This is a genomic window from Candidatus Pelagibacter sp. RS40 (assembly GCF_002101295.1).
Lineage (GTDB): Bacteria > Pseudomonadota > Alphaproteobacteria > Pelagibacterales > Pelagibacteraceae > Pelagibacter.
The window spans coordinates 322094-337704 of record NZ_CP020778.1 but is presented as its reverse complement, the minus strand read 5'-3'; the positions used below and the strand labels follow the sequence as shown (position 1 = coordinate 337704).

Here is a 15611-nt window from a genome sequence, read left to right as displayed (position 1 = left end):
AGGGGGATAAATGACAATAAATTTTAAAACACCAGACATTAAAGAGCTAAAACCAAGAATATTAGTTCTTGGAGTTGGAGGAGCTGGAGGAAATGCAATTAACGGGATGATTGAATCTGGTCTCCAAGGTGTTGAATTTATTGCTGTTAATACAGATGCACAGGATTTAAGACTAAGTAAAGCTCAAGCAAAAATACAAATGGGTTTAAACCTTACAAAAGGTTTAGGGGCAGGCGCAAAGTTAGATATAGGTGAAGCATCAGCTGATGAGTCCTTAAATGAAATCATAAATGTATTGCAAGGTTCAAACATGGTTTTCATAACTGCAGGAATGGGTGGTGGTACTGGAACTGGAGCCGCACATGTAATTGCAAGAGCTGCAAAAGAATTGAACATTTTAACGGTAGGTGTAGTTACTCTTCCATTTTTATATGAAGGTCCATCAAGAATGAGAAAAGCTCAACAAGGATTAGAGGAGCTAAGAAAACATGTTGATACAATAATTGTAGTTCCAAACCAAAACTTGTTTAAAATTGCAAGCGAGCAAACTACTTTCGAAGAGTCTTTTGAATTATCGAATGATGTTTTGTTACATGGGGTTCAAAGTATTACAGATTTAATGGTCAGACCGGGTTTAATAAATTTAGACTTTGCAGATGTTGAGACAGTTATGAGTTCAATGGGTAAAGCAATGATGGGTACTGGTCAAGCAGAAGGCGAAGGTAGAGCAGTAAAAGCTGCTGAAATGGCAATTAATAATCCCCTAATTGATGATTACACACTAAAAGGTGCAAAAGGCTTGCTTGTTAACATAACCGGAGGAAAAGATTTAAAACTGTTTGAAGTAGACGAAGCTGTAAACAAAGTAAGAGCTGAAGTTGATCCAGAGGCGGAACTTATTATTGGAGCGATTACAGATGAAAATTTAGATGGACTAATGAGAGTATCAATTGTTGCAACATCACTTGATGGTCAACAACCAGAACCGAAATCAGTTATCAACATGGTACACAGAATACAAAATAGAAATCCTGGTTATACAGATTTTTCTAATACAGGTTCATCTCAATCGTTTACATTTTCAAATCCAACTAATTCAATAATAACTAATGGAGCGAATGCACTTAAAATTGAAGAAGAGATAAAAAGTGAAAATTTAGATGTTAGTTCAAATGAGTTGGATACTTATCAAGATAATTCAAGTGAAAAAGAGACTTTTCAAAGTCAAGAAGTAAAAAACAGCTCAAATACAGTGGAAAATGATTTTTCATCAAATGGTCTTGAGAATTTTAAATTTAATGAGGAAAAAACTCCTGAACTTTTTAACTCAGATAGTGAGGCGATGAATGAAGAAAGTTCAATAAAATCAGAAGAAGATCAAATTTCTGAAGAAGATGATCTAGAAATACCAGCATTTTTGAGAAGACAAAAAAATTAATGTTCTTCAAAAAAATAAATGAATGCCACCATAAATCTGGAAAAAAATCATTTTCCAGTTCTGCTAAATGAATTAATTAGCATTATTTCCCCTCTTTATGGTGGCACATTTATAGATTGCACCTTAGGTCAAGGTGGATATTCAAAAGAAATATTAAAAGCAAAATCAAATAAAGTAATTGCTCTGGATAGAGATCCAGACGTTTTGCAGATTGCCAAAAAAATAGAAAAACAAAATAAAAATCGATTTAATTTTTTTAATAGTAAATTTTCTGAAATCGATAAATTAAATATTAAAGATAATGATCTTAAAGCTGTGATATTTGATTTAGGTTACTCCTTAAATCAGATTTTAGATTTTAAAAAAGGATTATCGTTTCAAAGCACTGGAAAATTAGATATGAGATTGGGTTTAAATCAGTTTTCATGTGATGATGTAATTTCAAATATCTCTGAAAAGAGTTTAAATAAAATTTTTAAAATATTTGGTGAGGAAAAAAACTCAAAATTAATTGCAAGAAGAATAATTCAAAATAGAAATAAAAATAAACTTAAGACTGAAGATTTAGTCAATATTGTTGCTGAAATTAAAAAGTATAAGTTTTTTAAAACAAATCCATCAACAAAAATTTTTCAAGCTTTACGAATTTATATTAATAAAGAGATAAGTGAATTGATTAATGGATTAATATATTCATTCAAGATTCTACCAGTTGGAGGTATGATTGTTGTAGTAACTTTCCACTCAATAGAAGATAAAATTGTAAAATTTTTTTTTAAAAATTATTCTGACAAAAAGAATTCCTCACGATATACACCAAATGTAATAAAAAATAATTGTTTAAAATTGAGAAATAAAAAACCAATTGTTCCAAGTAACCACGAAATCAAGATTAATCCTGCATCAAGATCAGCAAAACTTAGATATGCTATTAAAACTGATGAAAATGATAATTTTAATGAATTGCATGAAAAATTTAATTACTTAATTGAGACTGAGAATTTAAGTTATAATTCATGAGAAAATTAATTTTTTTAATCCCTGTTATTTTTTTAATATTGGCAACAACTTTAACTAAAAACTCAACAAAGCAACTAGATAAAAAAATATTTGAAACAAAAGAAAATATAAGAGCCTTAGAAAATCGGCTAGAGCTGGTACTTTTAGATTATAATTTTCTCACTTCTCCAAAAAAATTAATGGAATATCAAACAAAATTTTTTGAAAATAACCTTATTCAATTAAAAATTAGCAACATTAAAAATTTAGAAGATTTAAATAATAAGATAATAAACAATGAGTGAATTTAAGTTTGTTGAAAAGAAATCAAATTTAAAAATCTCCTTTGAGAGAATTGCTTTTATTTTTTTTATTTTTTTTGTTATTTCTTTGTTGTTTTCAGCTAAAATTTTATTTCTCAGTTATAATGATCTGCCTGAACAAAAAATTATAAAAAAAAAAGAAAATTTCAGATCTAGTATTATTGACAGAGAAGGTGATATTTTAGCTAAATCAGTAAGAATAACTAACTTAGGAATAGATCCAAAGTTAGTTGTCGACAAAAAAAAACTATTATTATCTCTAAAATTATTATTTCCTAATAAAAACTTCAAAGATCAAATAAATGGAAAAAAATTTTTTTATGTAAAAAAAAAAATATCACCAGAAAAATTAGAAGCAGTTTTAAAATTAGGAGAAAAGGCATTTAGATTAGAAGAAAAAATTGCAAGAGTGTATCCAAACGGAGAATTATTTAGCCATATTATTGGTCAAATAGATAATGATAATAATGGTATATCTGGATTAGAAAAAAGTTTTGATTATGAGTTAAGGTCTTCAAAAGAGGCTTTAAAACTTACTGTTGATAAAGAACTGCAATACTTAATTAGAGAAGAGCTGGCAAAGGCTGAAGATATTTTCAAAAACGTTGGAAGTGCAGCAATATTAATGAATATTCATAATGGAGAAATACTATCAATGATTTCTCTTCCAGATTTTGATTTAAACAAAAGAAAAAATCTTAAGGATTTAAAATATATAAATAGAGCAACTAAGGGAGTTTATGAACTTGGATCAGTTTTTAAAACATTCACTTTAGCTGCTGGAATAAATTATGATGTAGTTAGCCCAGAAACAGAATTTACCAATCTAAAAAAAAAAATTACTTGTAATAAAAATTCTATAGAGGAGTATGACAATAAAATTCCTTCAAATTTAACCGCAGAACAAATTTTAATAAGATCTGGAAATATAGGATCTGTTCGTATCGCCCAAAAGGTAGGAATAGATAATTTTGAGGATTTTTTAGTAAAAATTGGAATATTAAACCAACTTACATTTGATACGGATGAAATTGGAACTACACAAATTGGAAAATGGGGCAAATGTAAACTTGCTACAGTTGCATTTGGACATGGTATAGCTACTACACTTTTACAACTCACAAAAGGTTACTCTATTGTTACTAATGGTGGATACGAAATAAACCCAACATTGATTAAAAAAAAATATGAAAACGATAAAGTAAGATTAATCAATCAAGATGTTTCAAATCTTATTAATCCAATATTGAGAAAAATAGTATCAACAAAAGAGGGAACGGCTGGATTTGCAAATGTAGCTGGGTTTGAAGTTGGAGGAAAAACAGGTACTGCTGATCAACCAGCAGATGGGGAATATTCAAAAAAAAAAATAAATACTTTTGCTTCTGTTTTCCCTGCCTCAGATCCAAAGTTTGCTTTAGTGGTAATGTTAGATGAACCAAAACCAAATAAAGAGTTTGTTTATAATTATAGAGATGGAAGACAACCTTATAAAGGAAATTGGAGAAACACCGCTGGGTGGACTACCGTTTGGGTTACAGGTCAAATAATTGATAAAATTGGGCCAATTTTAGCCACAAAATATTAAGAGCGTAAATGATGTTACTTAAAGATTATCTTCCAAATATAAATAAAAAATTTAAAAATTTAAATTTCTCAGGCTTAGCATTTAATTCGAAAGAGGTAAAAAAAAATTACATATTTATTGCAATTAAAGGAGATAGGTTTGATGGAAACAATTATATAAATGATGCAATCAAAAATGGCGCAAAAATTATTATTTCTTCAAAATTTAAAGATCAAATTAAAAATAATATTATTTATTTAAAACAAAATAATCCAAGACAAATATTATCTAATTTGTCTTCACAAATTTTTAAAAAAAAACCACAAAATCTAATTGCTGTTACAGGTACTAATGGAAAAACTTCAATTGCAAATTTTTATTATCAAATTTTAAAAAAAAACAAAAAAAAGGTAGCATCTTTCGGTACCCTTGGAATTAGCGGAAAAAAAAAAATTGAAAACACATCCAATACTACTTTTGATCCAATAAAAATTGGAAAAAATTTAAATTATTTTGAAAAAAAAAAAATTAATAATGTGATATTAGAAGCATCAAGTCATGGGCTAAAACAACATCGGCTTGATGGATTAAAATTTGACGTTGGAATATTTACAAATCTAAGCAGAGATCATTTAGATTATCACAAAACCTTAAAAGATTATTTAAATGCAAAATTAATTTTGTTTAAGAAATTGATGAAAAAAGGATCTGTTGCTATTTTTGATGAAGACACAAAATGTGCAGAAATTTTAAAAAATATTTGTGAAAAAAATAAAATTAAAAAATTTACAATTGGAGAATTAAATGGCGACTTATTAATTGAAAAATATTCTATAGTTGATAACAAACAAGAAATAACATTTTCATTTAATAAAAAAAAATATAATTTAAAAACTCAATTGATTGGCAAGATCCAAATTAAAAATCTTTTAATGTCAATTCTAGCCGCACATAAAAGTAATATAAAATTAGATAATATTCTTAAATCAGTAGAAAATATTAAAGCTGTACCAGGTCGTTTTGAAGAAATTGGGAATTGTAAAAATAATTCAATAGCTATTTTAGATTATGCTCACACACCTGATGCACTGAAGACCTGTGTTTTAAACATTAAAGAGCAGTTTAAACATCGAAAAGTAAATTTAGTTTTTGGTTGCGGGGGAGATAGGGATAAACCAAAGAGATCAATTATGGGCAAAATTGCTAATGATTTATGTGATAAAATATATTTAACTGACGACAATCCTAGAACAGAAAGTCCAAAAAAAATAAGAAACAGTATCAAAGCCAAGATCTTAAAATCAAAATTAGTTGAAATTCCTTCAAGAAAAAAAGCAATTGAAAAGGCAATAAAAGATTTAAGATCTGATGAGATATTGATAGTGGCAGGAAAAGGTCACGAAAATTACCAAGAATACAAAACTAAGAAATTTTTTTCAGATAAAGATTGTATGATTGATGCTATTCATAAAAAAAATAAAAAATTATCTAAGAATTTAAAGGTAAATATCATTAATGAATACTTAAATGTAAAAATTAACAATAACTTTTTAATTAATAAAGCATCTATTAATTCAAAAGATATAAAAAAAAATAATATTTTTTTTGGTATTAAAGGAAAGAATATTGATGGAAACAAGTTTGCCGATGAAGCTCTTAAGAAAAAAGCATCTATTTGTATATTAGATAAAAATTATTCAAAAAAAAATCCAAGAAAAATATTTGTAAAAGATACACTTAATACTTTCTCAAATTTATCATGTATAATACGTAAATCATTAGGAACACCCATTGTCGCAATTACAGGATCTGCTGGTAAAACTTCTTTAAAAGAACTAATTGGTCAGAGTCTTAATACTTTAATACCAACTTCATATTCAAAAAAATCATTCAACAATCAATATGGAGTTCCATTGTCGTTATTTAATATTGATATGAAGCATAAAATTGGAGTATTTGAAATTGGAATGGATAAGAAAGGTGAAATTCAAAAGTTGTCTAATTTAATCCGACCAGATATTGGAGTAATAACAAATATATCTTATGCTCATATTAAAAACTTTAATTCAATTAAGGGAATTGCAGAGGCAAAAGCTGAAATTATAAAAAATATCACTAGTGGAGGCAGGATTATCTTAAATGCAGATGATGTTTTTTATAATTTTTTTAAAGAGAGGGCATTAAATAGAGGATTAAAGATAATTTCCTTTAGTATTAAAAATAAATCAGATTTTCAATTTATAGATAATAAAAAAAATAGAATAAAAAAAATTCTCGAAATAAAATCAAATAATAAAAAATACAAATTTAAAATAAATAAAGATTTATATAATTATAAGCTTAATTTAGCAGCAGCCGTTGCAGTAATTTCGAATTTCTTAAAAATCGATAAATTGAATAAAAATATATTCAAGGATTACATTCATCCATCAGGCAGAGGAAACTTAAAAAAAATTAAAATTAAAAAAAAGACAGTCCAATTAATTGATGAAAGCTATAATTCAAACCCATTATCACTGAAATTTTCTATTGAAAAATTTGATAAAATTAAAACACGAAATGCTAAATATTTACTGCTCGGAGATATGTTAGAGCTTGGTAAATTTTCAAAAAAATTGCACTCCGATATTGCAAATAATATTAATAAAACTCAAATATCCAAAGTATATGTTTATGGCAAAGATATCATTTATACTTTCAACAAATTAAGAACACAAAAGAAAGGCAAAATCTTTAAATCTAATAGTGAAATATTGAGATTTATAAATAATGAAATTAATAATAATGATTATCTTATGGTGAAAGGATCAAATTCGACTGGATTAAACGAAATAATAAAAAAATTAAATTAATTTATGCTTTATATTTTATTTTCAAATTTAGTTGATACTTTTAGTTTTTTTAATGTCTTTAAATATCTGACTGTCCGAACAGGATTATCAATGTTTACAGCAATGATAGTCGTATTTATAACTGGTGGACCATTTATAAGATATTTCTCATCAAAAAAAATACACAATCCAATCCGAGATGATGGACCAGATGAACATATAGTAAAAAAAATTGGAACACCTACAATGGGAGGGTTATTAATATTGATTGGTGTTTTTTCGGGTGTCTTTTTGTGGGGAGATTTATCAAATCCTTATAATTGGTTTCTTATTTATATTGCTGGTACTTTTGGACTGTTAGGTGCCTATGATGATTACAAAAAAATAAAATTTAACAATTCAAATGGCGTTTCTTCTAAATTTAAAATTTCAATTCAGATATTTTTAGCAATTGTTGGGATATTAATTTTATATTATTCAGGTGTATCAGATGAAATAGAAAATCTATATTTTCCATTTTTAAAAAATTTAGTTATTAATTTAGGTTGGTTTTTTATACCTTTTTATATTTTTGTACTTGTAGGCTCATCTAATGCTGTGAACTTGACCGATGGTTTAGATGGCTTAGCAACAGTTCCAGTGATACTTGTAGCTTCATGCTTTGCATTGATAAGCTATGTTTCTGGAAATATGGTTTTTTCAGGTTATTTGCAAATTCCTTACATAGAGGGTGTTGGAGAGGCCTCAATATTTTGCGGCGCTATAATAGGGGCGTGCCTTGGTTTTCTTTGGTTTAATGCACCACCTGCAAAAATTTTTATGGGTGATACTGGGTCACTTTCTTTAGGCGGATCATTAGGAGCAGTTGGGATTATAACTAAACATGAAATTGTTTTAGCAATTACGGGTGGTTTGTTTGTTTTGGAGGCTATATCTGTAATTGTTCAGGTTATTTCATTTAAATTGACTGGAAAAAGAATTTTTAGAATGGCTCCAATACATCATCATTTTGAGAAAAAAGGATGGCCAGAGTCAACTGTTGTAATTAGATTTTGGATTATATCTATAATTTTAGCATTAATAGGAATTGCAACTCTAAAATTGAGATAATGAAATTAAAAGAAAATTTTTTTTATAAAAAAAAAATTTTAATTTATGGATTAGGAAAATCTGGAAGTGCTTGTTTTGAATTTTTAAATAGAAATAATGACATATTAGTTTTTGATGATAATTTTTCTATAAAAAATAAAAAATATAGTAATTACTTTTTTTCTCCAGATAGAATAAAAAAAATAAACTTTGATTTTATTTTTTTAAGCCCTGGAATTGATATTAATAACTGTATTTTATCTAAGTTTTTAAAAAAAAATAAAATTAAAATAATTAGTGAGCTAGATATTTTTTATAAAACATATCCAAATTTAAATAAAATTACAATTACAGGAACAAATGGAAAATCAACTACATCTAAATTAATTTATGAAGTTTTAAAATACCATAAAAAAGATGTTAGATTGGTTGGTAATATTGGAAACCCAATTTTAAAAGAAAAAAATATAAAAAAAAATACTATTTTTGTTATTGAGGCATCATCCTATCAAATCGACTACAGCAAATATTTTGAAACTAATATAGCTCTAATTTTGAATATAGCCCCCGACCATTTAGAGAGGCATAAAACTTTTCAAAATTACGTAAACGCTAAATTAAAATTAATTAAAAAACAGAAAAAGAAATCAATAGCGCTAATCGAAAAAAATAACGTGCTAATTAGAGATATTTTAAAATCGCAAAAGTTTAAATCTAAAATAAAAAATGTAGACTTTAAAGAATATGATAGTTTTTTCAAAAAAATAAAAAATAATTATTTTAAAAATTTATCAAACATAAAAAATCTTTCATTTGTATTAGCGCTTTCTAATATCTTAAAACTCGATAATTCCAAAATTTTAAAGGTAGTAAACAACTTCAAAGGATTAAATTATAGACAACAGATTGTTTATAATAAAAAAAAAATTTTGATAATTAATGACTCAAAATCAACATCATTTTCATCAACAGTGCCATTGTTACAATCATACGAAAATATCTATTGGATTTTAGGTGGTTTAGCAAAGAAGGGTGATAAACTAAATTTAAATAAAAAATATTTTAAGAAAATAAAAGCTTATATCTATGGAACTAACAAAGCATTTTTTTTAAATGTACTAAAAAATAAATGCAGATCACATTCATCAAAAAATCTAAAGAATATTCTTTCTAAATTATTTTTAGATATTAAAAAAAATAAAAATGGAAAAAAAACTATTTTATTTAGCCCTGCAGCAGCTTCATTTGATCAGTTTAAAAATTTTGAAGAAAGAGGAAGATATTTTAATCAACTGCTTAAAAAATATATAAATGCATAGATTTTTTGAAAATTTTTATGATTGGTGGAAGAATATAGATAAATTTATCCTTTTTCTTATTTCAGTTTTATTTTTTCTAGGTCTTTTCTTCTCTTTAGTATCGACATCTTTAATTGCTTCTGACAAACTTGATACGAACTCATATTACTTTTTTGTTAAACACTTAATTTTTATTGGGCTTGGAGCCTTAATACTGTTTTTCCTCTCAATTTTGAAAGAAGATATCTTAATCAAAATCTCACTAGCTTTTTTTTTTATCACACTAGTTTTTCTTTTGATAACTCCATTTGTAGGCATAGAGGTAAAAGGCTCAAAAAGATGGCTTGATTTGTGGATTTTACCACGTTTTCAACCTATAGAATTGCTGAAGCCATACTTTATTGTATTTATCTCAATCTTGCTCTGTTTAAATAAAAATATTTTTTACAAATATTTATTAAGCGGCATTGTTCTTTTGCCAGTTATACTTCTTTTAATCTCACAGCCCGATCTTGGCCAGACGTTATTAATTACAATGGTATGGTTAACACTAATATTCGTTTCAGGAATAAACATATATTTATTCTTTTTGTTTTTTATTTTTACAATATCAATATCAACATATTTAATATTTTTTGTATCAAAGTTTGAATACATAAAAATAAGACTTCTTTCTTTTTTGAATACTAGTAGTGGAAATAATTACCAAGCGGATCGAGCAAGTGATGCAATTTCTGGTGGAGGATTTTTTGGTAGAGGGATCGGTGAAGGAACATTAAATTCAAAAGTTCCTGAAGCGCACACAGATTATATAATCTCTGTTATATCAGAAGAGTTTGGAGCTATTATTGTAATTTTGATAATGATTTTATATTTAGTCTTCTCTTATAATGTGATCAAAAAAATTAATAATACTATTTCAGAAAAAAATAAATTAATCTTAATTGGATGTGTAACATTGATATTGTTACAAACATTTGTACATGTTGGAGTAAATATTAGATTGTTGCCTACTACTGGTATGACCCTGCCATTTTTAAGTTATGGTGGCTCATCTATAATTAGTACAGCTTTAGTTTCAGGTATAATACTTAACTTAACAAAAAGAAGATTGTCAGAGGTATGAAAAAAATTTTAATCGTAACTGGTGGCTCAGGTGGCCATGTAATACCCGCCCTTACAATTTTTGATCATTTAAAAAATAATTTTGATGTTCGTATAGCCACAGATGAAAGGGGTACTAAATTTATAAATAAACAAGATTACGAATATAATTTAATAAAAGTACCAAACTTATTTAGTAATATTTGGTCTCTACCATTTAAATTATTTAAATTTATATATGTAATATTCGAATCATATAATTACTTAAAAAAAAATAATATAAGCAAAATTATAAGTACAGGTGGGTATATGTCCTTTCCATTTTGTTTTGCATCTTTATTTTTAAATTGTGAGATTGTTTTATTTGAACCAAATAGTGTGATTGGACGGTCAAATAAATATATGATTAAAATTGCAAAAAAGATTTTATGTTACAATAAAAACTTGAAATTATTTCCCAATAAATATTTTGGTAAAATTGCATTGATTGCTCCAATTTTGAGAAAAGAAATTTATGAAGCAGAAAAAAATCCTCAACATTTACAAAAAAAAGTTATTAAAATTTTAATAGTTGGAGGGAGTCAAGGATCTATTTTTTTTGATAAACAAATAACAAAATACATTTTGGAGTTATCAAAAGAACTTAACATTGCAGTTAAGCAACAAGTTTTAAATATAAATGAAAGAAAAAGAATTAATGGTTATTATCAAAAATCTAATTTTAAATATGAATTATTTGATTTTGATGAAAATCTTCATACAAAAATTAATGATATAGATATCGCAATTACAAGATCAGGCGCCTCTGCAATTGCAGAATTAGCACATTTAAACATACCTTTTTTAGCAATACCTTTCCCATTTGCTAAAGATAATCATCAATTTTATAACGCCAAGGTATACGAGGAAAATAATTGTTGTTGGTTAATAAAACAAAACGATCTTAACAGCATGAATTTTATAAATTTATTTAAAGATAAGAAAGATCATGAAGAAAAAAAAAATAATTTATCAAAAATTACTAACCAAAACAGCTGGAATAATGTAAATAAAAAATTGATAGACCTTATCAATGAAAATTAATTTAGGAAAAAGAGAGCTAATTCATTTTATTGGAATAGGCGGAATAGGTATGAGTGGCTTGGCTTTAATAATGAACGGTCTTGGTTTCAGAGTTCAAGGTAGCGATATTTCAGAAAATAAAAATATTGATAGATTAAAACAAAAAAAAATACCAATCTTCCTAAATCATAATAAAAAAAATTTAAAAAATAGTACTGTTCTTGTAATTTCAACAGCAATAAAAAAGAATAATCCTGAATTAGTTCAAGCAAAAAAATTAAAGTTACCAATATATACAAGAGGAGAAATGCTTGGTCATATTGTTTCTTTAATGAAAAATATTGTAGTCACAGGATCCCATGGAAAAACAACTACAACATCATTACTGTCTAGTATATTTGGAAGCGCCAAATTGGATCCAACCATAATTAATGGAGGAGTTTTAAATTCATTTGGTAACTCAGCTAAACTTGGAAAAAGTAATTGGTGCTTAATTGAGTCTGATGAGTCTGATGGAAGCTTTTTAAAAATACCTTTTACATATTCCATAATTACAAATATTGATGCCGAACATCTGGATTTTTATAAATCTCTTGAAAATTTGAAAAAAAATTTTTCAAGCTTTATAGAAAAAACTCCCTCATTAGGGAAAACCTTTATATGTATTGATGATAAAAATATTAAAGAAGTAATCAAAAAGACAAACAACAAAAATTTTTATACATATGGATTATCAAAGGATGCAAACTTTAATATAACAAATACTTTGCAAAAAGAAAAATACTCTGAATTTAATTTAAAAATAAAAATACCTGGCAGTAAAAAAGAAATAAAAAAAATAAAGATACCATTGATTGGTATGCATAATATCAAAAACGCAGCTTCATGTGCAGCTGTCGCTTTTTTAATTGGGATAAATGATAAGACTATCAAAGAAGGTCTAAAAAATTTTAAAGGTGTGCAAAGAAGATTTAATTTTCTTTTTAAAAAAAATGATGCATTATTTTTTGATGACTATGCTCACCATCCAACAGAAATATCTTCTGTACTCGAGGGAGTAAAAGAAGTTTATAAGAAAAGGGAAATTATATGCATATTTCAGCCACACAGAATATCTAGAGTAAAAAACCTCAAATTTGAATTTTCTAGATCCTTTAAAAAAGCAGATACCGTAATTCTTTGCCCAATATATAAAGCAAGTGAAAATATTAAACTCGGTTTTGCATATGAAAAATTTGCAAAATTAATAATTAAAAATTCAAATATTAATCTTATTAAAATTGAGAATGAAGATAGTCTAAAAAAATTAATTAAACAAACGGGCTATGGTGAAAAAATTTATATAGGAATGGGCGCTGGAAGCATTTCTAATTGGATGAGGAATTTATAAAAACAAATTAATGCAAATTGATGACCTAAAAAAACTGCCAATTAATGATGATGAGCTTTATTTTGATTATGATTTAAAAAAATTGAATTGGTTTAATATTGGAGGAAAAACAAAAGTTTTTTTTAAGGCAAAATCTTTAACTGGATTAGTAAATTTTTTAAAGACCTTCAAAAAAAGAGGAAAAATATTCGTTTTAGGGGCAGGCTCAAACGTATTGATTTCAGATGATGATTTTAATGGAGTGGTCATTAAGCTCGGTAAAAATTTTCAAAATCTCTCAATTTTGAACGAAAACTTAGTGATAGCTGGATGCGGAATATCTCAAAAAAGATTATCTGAATTTTCTAAAGAAAATAGTTTAACAGGAATGGAATTCATGTCCTGTATCCCTGGTTCAGTTGGAGGTGGAATTAGAATGAACTCTGGATGTTTTGATAATGAATTCAAAGATGTATTAGTTTCTGTTCAATGTATTGATTTTGATGGATCAGTAAAAATGATAAATAAAAATGATATCAAATTTAAGTATAGAGGTTCTGATTTATCAAAAGATCTAATTTTTCTAAGCGCGACGTTTGAAGGAAAAAAAACTGAGCAAAATAAAATTTTACAAACTATGGAGCAAATGAAAAATAGTAAAGAAAAAGCTCAACCTACTAAAATTAAAACTGGAGGAAGCACATTCAAAAATCCCATAGATCAAACTTCAAAAAAAGTTTGGGAGTTAATAAATGAGTCAGTACCAAATTCTTTGAGTTTTGGAGATGCAAGTATATCAGAAAAACATATGAATTTTTTTGTAAATAAGAAAGATGCAAGCTTTAAAGATATGAAAAAATTAATTTATACAGTTCAAGAAAAAGTTCAGAAAAAAACTGGCATTAACATTAATCCAGAAATAATTATTGTAGAATGAAGAAAAAAATTTTAATTATTGCAGGTGGTTATTCAAATGAAAGAGAAATAAGTCTAAAAACTGCAAGAAGTGTTTACTTAGAATTAAAAAAAAATAAAAAATACATAATAGATGTCGTGGAACCTGACGGAAATTTTGTAAAAAAAATAAATACTTTTAAACCTGATATAGCTTTTAATTTACTTCACGGAAGATACGGAGAGGATGGTTATATACAGGCTATACTAGAGTCACAAAAAATTAAATATACTCACTCTGGTGTTTTATCTTCATCTCTAGCTATAGACAAAGAAATTTCAAAAGAAATATATATTAAAAATAACATCCTTACTCCTGAGTATATTAAATTTAAATTTAGAAATTTTAATGAGAAAAAAATTATTCAAGAAGTTCAAAAAAAACTCAAATTTCCTGTTGTAATTAAACCAATTAACGAAGGATCAAGTGTAAGTGTTTATATATGTAAAAAAAATAATTTCTTAAGTAATTTGAAAAAATTGAGACATTATGATGAAATATTAATTGAAAAATTTATTCCAGGTAGAGAAATACAGGTAGCTATTCTTGGAAATGAAAAATTAGGTGCAATTGAACTCAAGCCAAAGAGAATGTTTTATGATTATGAGGCAAAATATAATCCAAACGCTAAAACAGAACATATTATACCTGTAAATATAAGTAAAAAAAATTATGATAAAGTTACATCTATCGCATTGAAGGCACATAAATTGCTAAAATGTAGAGGAGTAACCAGGTCAGATTTTAGATTTAATAGAAATAAATTTTACCTCCTGGAGACTAATACTCAACCAGGAATGACATCTTTATCATTGGTTCCAGAAATAGCTAAATATAGAAATATATCTTTTGCACAATTAATAAATAAAATTTTATTAGATGCTTCTATCAATAAATAAAAAAAAAATTTATTTTTATTTATTTATATTCGTATTTCTAAATACAATTTTTAATTTTAAGCAAATGAGTAAATTTTCAAATATATTTAAATTAAATGAAATCAGTATAAATGGATTAAATTTAGATGAGGAGTATTCATTAAGAAGCGATTTAGAATTATTTAAAAATCAAAATATTTTTTTACTTAACAACAATCAAATGTATTCGATTTTAGATAATATAAAACATATAGAAACTTTTAAAATAAAGAAAATTTTTCCATCAGAGTTAAATATAGATATCAAAAAAACAAGTTATGTAGGCAAAACTATGAAAAATGGCAGAGTGTATCTTATTGGAAATAACAAAAAATTTATTGAACAAAAAAAAATTAATATTCAACCAAATGTTCCTTTTGTATTTGGTAATTTTTCGATCGAAGAATTGTTAATTTTACAAAATAACTTACGAAGTAATAGTTTCAACTTAGATGAAATTAAAAATTATTATTATTTTAAAAGTAGTCGATGGGATTTAAATAAAGAAGATAATATAACAATTAAATTACCATTTTCTAATTATGAGCAATCTTTAAAACAATATAAAATTTTAGAGGATGAAGGCAAAATCTATAAAAATAGTATTGTTGATTTGAGAGTTCCTAAAAAAATTATTATCAGTTATAAATGAAGTAAAC

Annotated in this window: 13 protein-coding genes; all 13 read left to right on the top strand. The window is 26.0% G+C overall.

Features of this window, described 5'->3' with window-relative positions:
- Positions 1-10: 10 nt before the first annotated feature.
- The 13 genes from ftsZ (at position 11) to B8063_RS01755 (ending at position 15604) form a co-directional block, all read left to right on the top strand.
- Complete coding sequence (gene ftsZ / locus B8063_RS01810) at positions 11-1438, top strand: cell division protein FtsZ (protein ID WP_085068896.1); 1428 nt, start codon at positions 11-13, stop codon at positions 1436-1438.
- 18 nt (positions 1439-1456) lie between these two features.
- A complete protein-coding gene (gene rsmH / locus B8063_RS01805; RefSeq protein ID WP_085068894.1) occupies positions 1457-2458 on the top strand; it encodes a 16S rRNA (cytosine(1402)-N(4))-methyltransferase RsmH in 1002 nt (333 codons plus the stop codon).
- Positions 2455-2742: a hypothetical protein gene (locus B8063_RS07150; protein WP_075521415.1), complete on the top strand. Its 288-nt coding sequence runs from the start codon at positions 2455-2457 to the stop codon at positions 2740-2742. The genes rsmH and B8063_RS07150 overlap by 4 nt, the downstream gene beginning before the upstream one ends.
- Positions 2735-4348, top strand: a complete 1614-nt coding sequence (locus B8063_RS01800; protein WP_157101709.1) for a peptidoglycan D,D-transpeptidase FtsI family protein — start codon at positions 2735-2737, stop codon at positions 4346-4348. The genes B8063_RS07150 and B8063_RS01800 overlap by 8 nt, the downstream gene beginning before the upstream one ends.
- An 8-nt stretch (positions 4349-4356) precedes the next feature.
- Positions 4357-7179, top strand: a complete 2823-nt coding sequence (locus B8063_RS01795) for a UDP-N-acetylmuramoyl-L-alanyl-D-glutamate--2,6-diaminopimelate ligase (protein WP_232311409.1) — start codon at positions 4357-4359, stop codon at positions 7177-7179.
- Between the two features lie 3 nt (positions 7180-7182).
- Entirely contained in the window at positions 7183-8268 is a 1086-nt protein-coding gene (gene mraY / locus B8063_RS01790; RefSeq protein ID WP_085068892.1) for a phospho-N-acetylmuramoyl-pentapeptide-transferase, read from the top strand.
- A complete protein-coding gene (gene murD, locus B8063_RS01785; RefSeq protein WP_232311408.1) occupies positions 8268-9566 on the top strand; it encodes a UDP-N-acetylmuramoyl-L-alanine--D-glutamate ligase in 1299 nt (432 codons plus the stop codon). Before mraY ends, murD begins: the two co-directional genes overlap by 1 nt.
- Positions 9559-10671: an FtsW/RodA/SpoVE family cell cycle protein gene (locus B8063_RS01780; RefSeq protein WP_085068890.1), complete on the top strand. Its 1113-nt coding sequence runs from the start codon at positions 9559-9561 to the stop codon at positions 10669-10671. Before murD ends, B8063_RS01780 begins: the two co-directional genes overlap by 8 nt.
- On the top strand, positions 10668-11732 hold the full coding sequence (locus B8063_RS01775) for a UDP-N-acetylglucosamine--N-acetylmuramyl-(pentapeptide) pyrophosphoryl-undecaprenol N-acetylglucosamine transferase (RefSeq protein ID WP_085068888.1): 1065 nt from the start codon (positions 10668-10670) through the stop codon (positions 11730-11732). The genes B8063_RS01780 and B8063_RS01775 overlap by 4 nt, the downstream gene beginning before the upstream one ends.
- Complete coding sequence (gene murC / locus B8063_RS01770; RefSeq protein ID WP_085068886.1) at positions 11722-13101, top strand: UDP-N-acetylmuramate--L-alanine ligase; 1380 nt, start codon at positions 11722-11724, stop codon at positions 13099-13101. The genes B8063_RS01775 and murC overlap by 11 nt, the downstream gene beginning before the upstream one ends.
- Positions 13102-13111: 10 nt before the next feature.
- Entirely contained in the window at positions 13112-14017 is a 906-nt protein-coding gene (gene murB / locus B8063_RS01765) for a UDP-N-acetylmuramate dehydrogenase (RefSeq protein ID WP_085068884.1), read from the top strand.
- Positions 14014-14934, top strand: a complete 921-nt coding sequence (locus B8063_RS01760; protein WP_085068881.1) for a D-alanine--D-alanine ligase — start codon at positions 14014-14016, stop codon at positions 14932-14934. Before murB ends, B8063_RS01760 begins: the two co-directional genes overlap by 4 nt.
- A gap of 64 nt (positions 14935-14998) precedes the next feature.
- Positions 14999-15604, top strand: a complete 606-nt coding sequence (locus B8063_RS01755; protein ID WP_198150966.1) for a cell division protein FtsQ/DivIB — start codon at positions 14999-15001, stop codon at positions 15602-15604.
- The last annotated feature ends 7 nt before the right edge of the window (positions 15605-15611 follow it).

Excerpts from the sequence above, each read along its gene's own strand:
- B8063_RS07150 (WP_075521415.1), top strand. The coding sequence starts at position 2,455 with ATGAGAAAATTAATTTTTTTAATCCCTGTTATTTTTTTAATATTGGCA.
- B8063_RS01775 (WP_085068888.1), top strand. The coding sequence starts at position 10,668 with ATGAAAAAAATTTTAATCGTAACTGGTGGCTCAGGTGGCCATGTAATA.
- B8063_RS01755 (WP_198150966.1), top strand. The coding sequence starts at position 14,999 with ATGAGTAAATTTTCAAATATATTTAAATTAAATGAAATCAGTATAAAT.
- murB (WP_085068884.1), top strand. The coding sequence starts at position 13,112 with ATGCAAATTGATGACCTAAAAAAACTGCCAATTAATGATGATGAGCTT.
- B8063_RS01780 (WP_085068890.1), top strand. The coding sequence starts at position 9,559 with ATGCATAGATTTTTTGAAAATTTTTATGATTGGTGGAAGAATATAGAT.
- ftsZ (WP_085068896.1), top strand. The coding sequence starts at position 11 with ATGACAATAAATTTTAAAACACCAGACATTAAAGAGCTAAAACCAAGA.
- murD (WP_232311408.1), top strand. The coding sequence starts at position 8,268 with ATGAAATTAAAAGAAAATTTTTTTTATAAAAAAAAAATTTTAATTTAT.
- rsmH (WP_085068894.1), top strand. The coding sequence starts at position 1,457 with ATGAATGCCACCATAAATCTGGAAAAAAATCATTTTCCAGTTCTGCTA.
- B8063_RS01760 (WP_085068881.1), top strand. The coding sequence starts at position 14,014 with ATGAAGAAAAAAATTTTAATTATTGCAGGTGGTTATTCAAATGAAAGA.
- murC (WP_085068886.1), top strand. The coding sequence starts at position 11,722 with ATGAAAATTAATTTAGGAAAAAGAGAGCTAATTCATTTTATTGGAATA.
- B8063_RS01800 (WP_157101709.1), top strand. The coding sequence starts at position 2,735 with ATGAGTGAATTTAAGTTTGTTGAAAAGAAATCAAATTTAAAAATCTCC.
- B8063_RS01795 (WP_232311409.1), top strand. The coding sequence starts at position 4,357 with ATGATGTTACTTAAAGATTATCTTCCAAATATAAATAAAAAATTTAAA.
- mraY (WP_085068892.1), top strand. The coding sequence starts at position 7,183 with ATGCTTTATATTTTATTTTCAAATTTAGTTGATACTTTTAGTTTTTTT.